General features: G+C 71.0%; 9 protein-coding genes and 1 pseudogene. 4 read left to right on the top strand and 6 right to left on the bottom strand.

Going from position 1 to position 10,585, the window contains the following annotated elements:
• Positions 1-37 precede the first annotated feature (37 nt).
• The 3 genes from ABZV34_RS02565 to xseA form a co-directional block, all read right to left on the bottom strand.
• On the bottom strand, positions 38-664 hold the full coding sequence (locus ABZV34_RS02565) for a malonic semialdehyde reductase (protein WP_356270669.1): 627 nt from the start codon (positions 662-664) through the stop codon (positions 38-40).
• 280 nt (positions 665-944) lie between these two features.
• Positions 945-1,178, bottom strand: coding sequence for an exodeoxyribonuclease VII small subunit (locus ABZV34_RS02560; protein ID WP_356270667.1), 234 nt, complete (start codon positions 1,176-1,178; stop codon positions 945-947).
• 9 nt (positions 1,179-1,187) lie between these two features.
• Complete coding sequence (gene xseA, locus ABZV34_RS02555; RefSeq protein WP_356270665.1) at positions 1,188-2,396, bottom strand: exodeoxyribonuclease VII large subunit; 1,209 nt, start codon at positions 2,394-2,396, stop codon at positions 1,188-1,190.
• Between the two features lie 141 nt (positions 2,397-2,537).
• Between xseA and ABZV34_RS02550 the strand changes: the two genes are divergently transcribed.
• Together ABZV34_RS02550 and ppgK are read left to right on the top strand one after the other, a co-directional pair.
• Positions 2,538-3,587, top strand: a complete 1,050-nt coding sequence (locus ABZV34_RS02550; protein WP_356270664.1) for a 4-hydroxy-3-methylbut-2-enyl diphosphate reductase — start codon at positions 2,538-2,540, stop codon at positions 3,585-3,587.
• Between the two features lie 29 nt (positions 3,588-3,616).
• Positions 3,617-4,366, top strand: coding sequence for a polyphosphate--glucose phosphotransferase (gene ppgK, locus ABZV34_RS02545; RefSeq protein WP_356270662.1), 750 nt, complete (start codon positions 3,617-3,619; stop codon positions 4,364-4,366).
• A gap of 84 nt (positions 4,367-4,450) precedes the next feature.
• Here the strand turns inward: ppgK and ABZV34_RS02540 are convergent, their stop codons facing one another.
• Positions 4,451-5,062 carry a DUF6542 domain-containing protein gene (locus ABZV34_RS02540; protein ID WP_356270660.1) on the bottom strand — a complete coding sequence of 204 codons (612 nt, stop codon included), beginning with the start codon at positions 5,060-5,062 and terminating at the stop codon, positions 4,451-4,453.
• A 175-nt stretch (positions 5,063-5,237) separates the two neighbouring features.
• Here ABZV34_RS02540 and ychF point away from each other — a divergent pair, with 175 nt between their 5' ends.
• A complete protein-coding gene (ychF, locus tag ABZV34_RS02535) occupies positions 5,238-6,326 on the top strand; it encodes a redox-regulated ATPase YchF (protein ID WP_356270658.1) in 1,089 nt (362 codons plus the stop codon).
• Between the two features lie 213 nt (positions 6,327-6,539).
• Here the strand turns inward: ychF and ABZV34_RS02530 are convergent.
• Positions 6,540-6,792 (bottom strand): annotated as a pseudogene (locus tag ABZV34_RS02530) (type II toxin-antitoxin system RelE/ParE family toxin).
• A gap of 29 nt (positions 6,793-6,821) precedes the next feature.
• Between ABZV34_RS02530 and ABZV34_RS02525 the strand changes: the two are divergent.
• Positions 6,822-9,002 carry a DEAD/DEAH box helicase gene (locus ABZV34_RS02525; protein ID WP_356270656.1) on the top strand — a complete coding sequence of 727 codons (2,181 nt, stop codon included), beginning with the start codon at positions 6,822-6,824 and terminating at the stop codon, positions 9,000-9,002.
• Positions 9,003-9,117: 115 nt separating this feature from the next.
• Here ABZV34_RS02525 and ABZV34_RS02520 read toward each other — a convergent pair whose 3' ends face one another.
• The gene (locus ABZV34_RS02520; RefSeq protein ID WP_356270654.1) at positions 9,118-10,227 is read right to left on the bottom strand and encodes a pyridoxal-phosphate dependent enzyme; all 1,110 of its coding nucleotides are present in this window, start codon (positions 10,225-10,227) and stop codon (positions 9,118-9,120) included.
• Between the last annotated feature and the right edge of the window lie 358 nt (positions 10,228-10,585).

Below are 10,585 nucleotides of genomic sequence, written 5' to 3'. Positions count from 1 at the left end.
CAGCCGTTGTCTTGTGATCATCGCCGGATCCTATTGATCAAAGGGGCCGGGCTTCAAAACGATCTTCAGGACGCGCGGCCGGTGAACGGGCCGGGTCGAAGCTCAGGCGCGGGGAGCGCGGGAACCAGGCGTCGTCGCCCGGCTTGCCGATGTTGACGACCATCAGCGGGGTGTGGTCCCCGTCCAGGAACTCCTTCTGGACGCCCGCGAAGTCGAGGCCGGTCATCGGGCCGGCGGCGAGACCGGCGGCGCGGACGCCGATGATGAAGTACGCGGCCTGCAGCGCGGCGTTCAGGCCGGCGGCACCCTCACGGGCCGGGCGCTCCGAGTAGAAGACGTCCTTGGCGGCCGGGAAGTGCGGGAAGAGGGTCGGAAGCTCCTCGTGGAACTCGTTGTCCGCGGAGAGGATCGCGACGAGGGGGGCGGTGGCGGTCTTCGGCTGGTTGCCCTCGGCCATGTGCTGCACCAGGCGCTCGCGGGCCTCGGCGGAGCGGACCAGGGTGATGCGCAGCGGCGACTGGTTGAAGGCGGTCGGGCCGTACTTGACCAGGTCGTAGATCGCCTGGACCTGCTCGTCGGTCACCGGCTCGTCGGTGAACGTGTTCGCGGTGCGGGCCTCGCGGAACAGCAGGTCCTGGGCGGCGGGGTCAAGGACAAGAGACATGGGGGAAACCTTCTCGGGACGTGCGGTGGATCCGTGGGGATCGGCTGGCAAGGACGACAGTACCCGAGAATATTTAAGCTTCAACCAAAAAGGCCCGCCGGGTGATTCGCTTCACAAGGTCGGGCAACCCCGCGGAACGTCACGGCGGTGCGCGGGAAAAGGGGTGCCGCGGTGCTCTCACCAGCGAGTTCGACCAGAGCCGCGCGTCACTCGCGGCGTCCGGCGCCGGGCCCCTCGGAGCCGGGCGCCCCTCGCGGGCGCCCCGCGCGGTGGTCCGGCGTCACTCGGTGCCCGCGTCCCCGTCCTGCGACTCCTCCTCCGCCAGGGCCGCGTCCAACCGCGCCCGGGCGCCCTCCAGCCAGCGGCGGCACACCTTCGCCAGTTCCTCGCCGCGCTCCCAGAGGGCGAGGGACTCCTCCAGGGTCGTGCCGCCCGCCTCCAGGCGGCGCACGACCTCGATCAGCTCGTCCCGCGCCTGCTCGTACCCGAGCGCCTCGTCCACCTTGCCGGTCATACGCCCACCCTATGCATCCACTCGTACGGAGAATTCACCCTCGGCTACCCGCGCCCGCAGCGCCTCGCCCGCCGTCACCTCGTCCGGGTCCCGGACCACCTGCCCGTCGGCCTGCTGCAGTACCGCGTAGCCCCGGCGGAGGGTCGCGGCGGGGGAGAGGCCCACCACGCGCGCGTGGGTGTGCGTCAGCTCCGAGTCCGCGCGGTCCAGGAGGTGCCCGAGCGTGCGCCGGCCGCGGTCCAGGAGCGAGGTGACCTGCTCCGCCCGCTCGTCGACCATCCGGTGCGGATCCTCTATCGAGGGCCGGGCCAGCGTCTGCGCCAGCCCGCGCTCCTCACGCTCGACGAAGGACCGGACGCTGCGCCGCGCCCGGTCGCGCAGGAACCGCACCCGCTCGTACTCCTCGCCCACGTCCGGTACGACCTTCTTGGCCGCGTCCGTCGGCGTGGACGCGCGCAGGTCGGCGACGAGGTCCAGCAACGGGGTGTCCGGCTCGTGCCCGATCGCCGAGACGACCGGCGTACGGCAGGCCGCGACCGCCCGGACGAGCTGCTCGTCCGAGAAGGGCAGCAGATCCTCCACACTGCCCCCGCCCCGCGCCACGACGATCACGTCCACGCCGTCGAGCGCGTCGAGCTCCTTCACGGCCTGCACGACCTGCGGCACCGCGTGCACCCCCTGTACGGGGACGTTGCGCACCTCGAAGCGGACGGCGGGCCAGCGGTGCCGCGCGTTCTCCAGCACGTCCCGTTCCGCCGCCGAGGCCCGCCCGCACACGAGGCCGATCAGCTGCGGCAGGAACGGCAGCGCCTTCTTCCGCTCGGCCGCGAACAGTCCCTCGGCCGCCAGGGACTTCTTCAACTGCTCCAGACGGGCCAGCAGTTCACCGACCCCCACCGGCTTGATCTCGGTGGCACGCAACGACAACTGCCCGCGCGGCGCGTACCACTCGGGTTTCGCGAGTACGACGACACGGGCGCCCTCGCTCACCACGTCCGAGACGGCGTCGAACACCTGTCGGTAGCAGGTGACGCTCACCGAGATGTCGTACGACGGGTCGCGCAGCGTCAGGAAGACGACACCCGCGCCGGGGCGCCGCGACAACTGGGTGATCTGACCCTCGACCCACACCGCGCCGAGCCGGTCGATCCATCCCCCGATGAGCCGCGACACCTCACCGACGGGCAGAGGAGCGTCCGCGGACGTGTTCAGAGCCATGCGCCCGAGCGTAGTGGCAGGGTCGGACAACCCGGCCGCGCACACAGGGAGAGCCGCCGGACGGGCGGTGTGCCCTCCTCCCCGTTTCTCCCCCGGTCCCGCCGAGGAGGCGATCTTCGGCCTGTCGGGCGCGGCCTTACGATGGGGGGCATGACTGCTTCGCCTGGCCGCCGTGTCCTGCTCGCCGCCCCCCGTGGCTACTGCGCGGGCGTGGACCGCGCCGTGATCGCCGTCGAGAAGGCCCTCGAGCAGTACGGGGCCCCGATCTATGTCCGCCACGAGATCGTCCACAACAAGTACGTCGTGCGAACCCTGGAGAAGAAGGGGGCGATCTTCGTCGAGCGGACGGCGGAGGTCCCCGAGGGGGCCATCGTCATGTTCTCGGCGCACGGCGTCGCCCCGGCCGTCCACGACGAGGCCGCGGCCGGCAGGCTCGCCACCATCGACGCCACCTGCCCGCTGGTCACCAAGGTCCACAAGGAAGCGGTCCGCTTCGCGAACGAGGACTTCGACATCCTGCTGATCGGGCACGAGGGCCACGAGGAGGTCATCGGCACCTCCGGCGAGGCGCCCGACCACATCACGCTCGTGGACGGCCCCGGAGGCGTCGCCAAGGTCGAGGTCCGCGACCCGTCCAGGGTCGTCTGGCTCTCCCAGACCACGCTGTCGGTCGACGAGACGATGGAGACGGTCGACGCCCTGAAGGAGAAGTTCCCGCAGCTCATCTCCCCGCCCAGCGACGACATCTGCTACGCCACGCAGAACCGTCAGCTCGCCGTGAAGCAGATGGGCGAGGAGGCGGACCTCGTCATCGTGGTCGGCTCGAAGAACTCCTCCAACTCCGTACGCCTCGTCGAGGTGGCCAAACTCGCGGGCGCACGCGACGCGTACCTCGTGGACTTCGCCGACGAGATCGACGAGGGCTGGCTGGCCGGCGTGACGACCGTCGGCGTCACCTCCGGCGCCTCCGTCCCCGAGGTCCTGGTCGAGCAGGTCCTGGAGTGGCTCTCCGCCCGTGGCTTCGAGGACGTGGAGATCGTCAAGGCGGCCGAGGAGTCCATCACCTTCTCGCTGCCCAAGGAGCTGCGCCGCGACCTGCGCGCGGAGGCGGCGGCCCTGGTGGAGCAGCGGACGAACGTGGTGTCCGGTTCCTCCGCGGCGTCCGGTATTCCCGGTACTTCCGAGAAGTGACTGTCAGTCGTACGACGTAACGTAGGGCCATGCAGATCTTCGGTGTGGACATCGGCGGATCCGGGATCAAGGGCGCCCCTGTGGACCTGGACCGCGGCGAATTGACGGAGGAGCGCCACAAAGTGCTCACTCCTCATCCGGCGACCCCTGACGCGGTGGCGGACGGCGTGAAGGAGGTCGTCGGACACTTCGGCTGGACAGGGCCCGTCGGGATCACCTTCCCCGGAGTGGTCGCCGACGGCGCGACCATTCGTACCGCCGCGAATGTCGACAAGGCCTGGATCGACACCGACGCGCGCGCCCTGCTGGGCGACCGGCTCGGCGGCCTCCCGGTGACGGTGCTGAACGACGCGGACGCGGCGGGCGTCGCCGAGATGCAGTTCGGTGCCGGCCGCGACCGCCGGGGCACGGTCCTTCTGCTCACCTTCGGAACGGGCATCGGCAGCGCGCTCTTCGTCGACGGCGAGCTGGTCCCGAACACGGAGCTGGGCCACCTGGAGCTCGGCGGCCACGACGCGGAGAAGCGTGCCTCCACGAAGGCCAAGGAGGACGGCGAGCTGACCTGGGAGCACTGGGCACGCCGGGTCACGAAGTACCTCGCCCACGTGGAGATGCTCTTCTCCCCCGAGCTGTTCATCATCGGCGGAGGTGTCAGCCGCAAGGCGGACAGGTTCCTGCCGCTGATCGAGGGCATCAAGGCGGAGATCGTCCCGGCCCAGTTGCAGAACAGCGCGGGGATCGTGGGCGCGGCGATGAGAGCGGCGAAGACGGCGTCGTAGGCCCGGCTTCCGGGACGTGGGGGCGCGGGTCGTCGGACCGGCCCGCCCTCCCCGCGTCACGCCGCGTGATCCACGCGAAAGGCCCTAGCCGAGCTGACCGGCCGACCTCGACGCGGGGGTGGTGGCGGGTGCGGCGCCCCCGCGGGACCCGGCGGTCCGACTCCGCCTCCGGGCGGCCCGGCGGGTCATCTGCCGTGCCTTCCGTACGGTCGAGATGACCCCGGCGACCAGCGTCCCCCCGTACAGCCAGCCCGCCTGTGTGGCCAGCGCGGTGACGAGCCCCATCAGCCGGCCGCTGAGGCCGCCGCCCCCGCCGGCCAGGGGCAGCAGCCCGAACGCGAACGCGATCGGCACGACCACGGGCGCGCTGACGAGGTCTCCGCGCCGCACCCAGAGCGCGGTCAGCGCGCACACGGGCAGGAACAGCACGCCGTACAGCGCCGGCGAGGCCCCGAACAGCAACTCGTCGAGACAGGCGAGGACGAACATCGCCGCTCCGCAGAACAGTCCGCTGCCGAGCCCGGTCAGCCGGGGGTTCGGCAGCCGCCGTCCGCTCGGTGCGGGCAGCGGCGCGGGCCGTCGTGCGGGTGGCGCGCCCTTCTGCGGGCCGACGGACGCGCTCCGCCCGGCCTGGGCGGGAAGAGGCGCGTCGCGTCGCTGCCGGTACTGAGGGGGGCGCGTCCTGTGTTGCTCCACTGGACCAACTTAGGTCGGTTTATGTGCGGAACAGCTCCTCAGACACGCCGATGAGCGGACCTTGGCCATGCGTTCGACAGGTCGCCGGTACGGGAGCGCGCACGCCGTAGACTGGTGGATCGGCCCGAGCAGTCCAAGGGCCCTTCGCCCATCCTCACGTACGGGAAGTCGCAACGTGTCGCTCACGATCGGAATCGTCGGTCTGCCCAATGTCGGCAAGTCGACCATGTTCAACGCCCTGACCAAGAACGACGTGCTCGCGGCCAACTACCCGTTCGCCACGATCGAGCCCAATGTCGGCGTGGTCGGCGTCCCCGACGCCCGGCTGAGCAAACTGGCCGAGATCTTCGCCTCGCAGCGCGTCCTCCCGGCCACGGTGGACTTCGTCGACATCGCGGGCATCGTGAAGGGCGCCTCCGAGGGTGAGGGCCTGGGCAACAAGTTCCTCGCGAACATCCGCGAGTCGGACGCCATCTGCCAGGTCATCCGTGCCTTCAAGGACGAGAACGTCGTGCACGTCGACGGCAAGGTCTCGCCCAAGGACGACATCGAGACGATCAACACCGAGCTGATCCTCGCGGACCTCCAGACGATCGAGAAGGTACTGCCGCGCCTCCAGCGGGAGTCGCGCATCAAGAAGGACGTCGGCCCCAAGGTCGCGGCGGTCGAGGCGGCCCAGGCCATCCTGGAGAAGGGCGAGACCCTCTTCTCCGCGGGCGTCGTCCAGGGCTCGGGCAAGGAGGAGCTGCTGCACGACCTGCACCTGCTCACCACCAAGCCGTTCCTGTACGTCTTCAACGTCGACGAGGACGAGCTGGTCGACGACGACTTCAAGGCCGAGCAGCGTGCCCTGGTCGCGCCCGCCGAGGCGATCTTCCTCAACGCCAAGCTGGAGGCGGACCTCGCCGAGCTCGACGAGGAGGAAGCGATGGAACTCCTGGAGTCGGTGGGCGTCGAGGAGCCCGGCATGGCGACCCTGGCCCGGGTCGGCTTCGACACCCTCGGCCTGCAGACCTACCTGACGGCCGGCCCCAAGGAATCCCGCGCCTGGACCATCAAGAAGGGCGCCACCGCGCCCGAGGCCGCCGGAGTCATCCACACCGACTTCCAGAAGGGCTTCATCAAGGCCGAGGTGATCTCCTTCGCCGACCTCGTCGAGACCGGCTCGGTCGCCGAGGCCCGCGCCAAGGGCAAGGCCCGCATGGAGGGCAAGGACTATGTGATGCAGGACGGCGACGTGGTGGAGTTCCGCTTCAACGTGTAGTCGTTGCGTCCCTGCATGCTAGCCAGCTTCGTCAAACGTGCAGGTCAGAAGGGGTCGGACTCTGACGAGTCCGACCCCTTCCGCATTCCCGTGCTGACTTGGTGCTGACGTGGAATCGCGGTGTCAGGCTGACCGGCCCGGTGCCGGCTTGTCCAGATCGAGGCTGATCTCGAACGGCAGGGATTGCCCGGCCGCATGTGTCCTGGCGCAGGGTCAGGTGTCGTCAACGGTGGAGCGATGCCCGATGCGCACCGCCCACACCACCGGTTCGCCGTTGTCGATCGTGCGGACGAGGCGGCAGCCACCCGCTCGCGGACGGCGGCGTTCGGGCTGGGATACGAGGGCGATGGTGGTGAAGCCGCGTGGGTCGCTTTCCAGCGCGGTCGGCCTGGCCGGAGTGTGGGGCATCGCGGGGGATCGCGCGGAGCCCGGCGCGACCAAGGGCCGGTGCGGGCGGTGGGAGGATGCGCGGAGGGTGAGAGAGGGGCGGGAAGCGTGGGGCGTGGCGAGCGGGACACGGTCGCGAGGGGAGCGCGGCTCCACGAGGCGGCGCAGGCGCTGGCCGGTGACCACGGAAGGGCGGTGGAGGCGGTACGAGCGGCGCTCGAACCGATCCACGCTGCGGCGGTGAAGCGGGAACTCGGTGCCATCCCCGTCGCCCGACTGCAGGACGTCACCGAAGGACGGCTGCGGCTGGGGAGTGTCGAGAAGAGCGGACTGCGCACCGTCGGCAGTGTTCTCGAAGCGGGCCCCTACCGGTTGCGGCAGATCCCCGGTGTCGGGCAGCGCACCGTCGACCAGATGATTGCCGCCGCCCGCCGGCTCTCCGAGGCCGTGCACGAGACCGTGTCCGTCCACATCGACGTGGACCGGCCGGATCCGGGCTCCACCGCGCTCGTCATGGCCCTGCACGTCCTGGTGGAGGCCGGTCCGGACGCCCGGCGCGCGGTCGACAGGGCCGCCGTACTGTCGGAACGGCTCGGTCCGTTGCTCGCCGAGGCGAGGCCCGCCGCAGGACGCATCCGGATGCTCCTGGCCGGTCAGGAGAAGAAGGCCCGCGCGTTGGCGGCGGTCACCGAGATACGGTCGCTGGCGGACGAGGCGGAGCGGGCGGGCCTGCCGGAACTGCTCGCACAGGCATCGGTGGACCTGCTCCGGGGGCCTTCGTCCGACATCGCGGCCCGGGTGGACTTCGAGCTCCGCTCCGCCGAGTACTACAGCTTGCTCGCCGAGATCTCCGGGCGGCTGCCGGACGCGGCCGCGGCCGAGGGCTTCCTGCCGGACGAGATCGCCGAGCGGGTACGGGCCCAGCACCTCGACGACGCGCACCGGCGGGTCTCCCTGCGCGGCTACCAGGCGTTCGGCGCGCGGTTCGCGCTTGCGCAGCGCAAGGTGATACTCGGCGACGAGATGGGCCTGGGGAAGACCATCCAGGCGATCGCCGTGATGGCACACCTGGCCGCCGAGGGACAGGCCCGTTTCATGGTCGTCTGCCCGGCGAGCGTCCTCGTGAACTGGACACGGGAGATCGAGGCCCGCAGCGCCCTGCGTGTCACGGTGCTGCACGGCCCTGATCGGCACTACGCGTTCGCCGACTGGAGGGGGCGGGGCGGGGTCGTGGTGACCACGTTCGACGCGCTGCGCGGATTTCCCGCGCCGGAGGACGGAGAGGTCGGGCTGCTCGTGGTCGACGAGGCGCACTCCGTGAAGAACCCGGAGGCCAAGCGGTCCAAGGCGGTAGCCCTGTGGGCGGAGCGTTGCGGGCGCACCCTCTTCATGACCGGAACCCCGATGGAGAACAGGGTCGTGGAGTTCCGCAACCTGGTCCGGATGCTCGACGGCGACCTCGCGGAGTCCCTCGGCGAACGGGACGCCCTGGCCGGATCGGTCGCCTTCCGTCAGGCCGTGGCCCCGGTCTATCTGCGGCGCAACCAGGAGGACGTGCTGACGGAACTCCCGAGTCTCCAGCAGACCGACGAGTGGGAGGAGCTGAGCGCGTCGGACGAGGAGGCATACCGTGAAGCCGTGCGCGCGGGCAACTTCATGGCGATGCGCAGGGCCGCGTACACGCGTCCCGAGAAGTCGGCCAAGCTGGAGCGGCTCCGGGAGATCGTCCGGGAGGCCGGCGAGAACGGGCAGAAGACGGTGGTCTTCTCCAATTTCAAGGACGTTCTGCGCGTGGTGAAGGAAGCACTCGTGGCCGAAGCCACCGACGGCACCCCGGTGTTCGGCCCGCTCACCGGGAGCGTCCCGGCCGGGCGGCGGCAGCAGGTCGTCGACGACTTCGCCGGTGTCTCCGGTCCCGCCGTACTGGTGGCGCAGATCCAGGCGGCGGGCGTCGGCCTCAACATGCAGGCCGCCTCCGTCGTCGTCATCTGCGAACCCCAGATCAAGCCGACCGTCGAACATCAGGCGGTGGCCCGGGCCCACCGTATGGGCCAGGTCAGGCCGGTTCGTGTGTACCGCCTCCTCGCCACCGGAGGTGTGGACGAGCGCATGGTGAAGATGCTGGAGGCCAAGACCCGTCTGTTCGACGCCTACGCCCGCCGCAGCGCCGTCGCCGAAGCCACCCCTGACGCGATCGACGTGTCGGACACCGAGCTGGCACGTCGGATCGTCGAGGAGGAACAGGCGCGTCTCGGCATGACGGACGAGAGGCTCACGGCCGCCGAGTGAACGCCCGGGGCGACATCGATGTGTCGGAGTCGCCCGGGGCGACATCGATGTGTAGGAGCCAACCGTAGCGCCCGGGGAGGCCGGAGCCACGAGAACGCCGACGCGGGCGGCGGCCCTACTGCCCGGCCAGCCCCGTCTTCGCGCCCGCCCCGCACAGCGGTACCACCGCGGTTCGTGTCCCGAGGACGCCCTCCCGTACGGCCGCCCAGCACGCCACGCCCGTCGACTCGACGTAGAGGCCCTGCGACGCCAGATCCCGCTGGGCGTGCCGGATCTGGTCCTCCGTCACCGTCAGGAAGGCGCCGCCGGAGTCACGGACCGCACGCAGCACCTGACGGGCCCGCGGCGGCCGCGGTACGGCGATGCCCTCGGCGAAGGTGGGGGCGGTCGGGGTGGTGTCCAGGAGGTCGTCCGCGCCCTCCTCCCAGGCGTGCGCCAGCGGTGCCACGGCGGCGGCCTGGACCGCGTACAGCGCGGGCCGCCGGTCGATGAGACCCGCCCCGTGCAGCTCGGCGACGGCGAGGGCGGCGCCGAGGAGCAGCGTCCCGTTGCCGACCGGGACGACGAGGACGTCGGGGAGGCGTCCGCCGAGGTCCTCCCAGAGCTCGTGCACGTACGTCTTCGTACCGTGCAGGAAGTACGGGTTGAAGACGTGCGAGGCGTAGAAGGTGCCGGGCTCGTCCGCCGCCTCGCGCGCCGCCTGGGCCGTCGTCTCCCGGTCCCCGTCCACGAGACGCACCTGTGCGCCGTGCGCCCCGATCTGCTCCAGCTTCTTCGGCGACGTTCCTTCGGGGACGTACACCGTGCAGGGCAGCGCTGCCCGCGCGCAGTAGGCCGCGATCGCCGTCCCCGCGTTGCCGCTGCTGTCCGCGAGCACCCGCCGGGGCCCCAGCCGCAGTGCCAGTTCGGCGAGCAGGACGGCGCCGCGGTCCTTGAACGACAGCGTCGGCATCAGGAAGTCCAGTTTGGCCGAGACGACGCCGTCGCGCAGCGTCACCAGGGGGGTGCGCCCCTCGCCCAGACTGACCGTGGGCGCGGACAGCGGCAGGCACTCCGCGTACCGCCACAGTGAGTTCACGCGCCCGGTCAGGGACTTGAGCGACGCGGGGGTCGGCGCGAAGTCCAGATCGAGCGGGCCGCGGCAGACCGGGCAGCACCAGTCGAGCGAGCCGCCGGGGACGCGCGTACCGTCCGCCGGGCAGAAACAATCCGGCAAAGCTGTCATGAGCGCAGGTTATGCGCGCACGACGGCCGGTCGCGGCAGGGCTCTCGCACGGCTCCAGGGAACGGGCGGGACGGGAGGGAACGGCCGGGGACGAGAAGGGACGCCCGGGGACGCCCGGGGACGGCCGGAGACGCCCGGGGACGGGAACGTCAGAAGTCTCCCCGAGTCACCCCGGACCCCGGCGGCCGAGAACCCGTTCCGCCGGACACCGTCCCGGCCCAACGGGCCGTCAGCCCGTTGACCTCCCGGATCGCCGTGTTCGTGTTCGGGATCCGCGTTCCGCCATCGCCCCCGCCCCGCTTACGATGCGCCCAGCCGTACGTCGGTCATCCGTTCCTCGGACGCCAGTGCTGCGGCG

This window comes from Streptomyces sp. NPDC005195, assembly GCF_040608315.1.
GTDB classification, from domain to species: domain Bacteria; phylum Actinomycetota; class Actinomycetes; order Streptomycetales; family Streptomycetaceae; genus Streptomyces; species Streptomyces kaempferi.
The sequence above is the reverse complement of the archived record's forward strand: the minus strand, read 5'-3'. Positions and strand labels throughout refer to the sequence as shown.

What these genes read in the sequence shown, in the direction of transcription:
- ABZV34_RS02565 (WP_356270669.1), bottom strand. Translation starts at nt 664, where the DNA reads ATGTCTCTTGTCCTTGACCCCGCCGCCCAGGACCTGCTGTTCCGCGAG.
- ABZV34_RS02560 (WP_356270667.1), bottom strand. Translation starts at nt 1,178, where the DNA reads ATGACCGGCAAGGTGGACGAGGCGCTCGGGTACGAGCAGGCGCGGGAC.
- xseA (WP_356270665.1), bottom strand. Translation starts at nt 2,396, where the DNA reads ATGGCTCTGAACACGTCCGCGGACGCTCCTCTGCCCGTCGGTGAGGTG.
- ABZV34_RS02550 (WP_356270664.1), top strand. Translation starts at nt 2,538, where the DNA reads ATGGGGGGCATGACTGCTTCGCCTGGCCGCCGTGTCCTGCTCGCCGCC.
- ppgK (WP_356270662.1), top strand. Translation starts at nt 3,617, where the DNA reads ATGCAGATCTTCGGTGTGGACATCGGCGGATCCGGGATCAAGGGCGCC.
- ABZV34_RS02520 (WP_356270654.1), bottom strand. Translation starts at nt 10,227, where the DNA reads ATGACAGCTTTGCCGGATTGTTTCTGCCCGGCGGACGGTACGCGCGTC.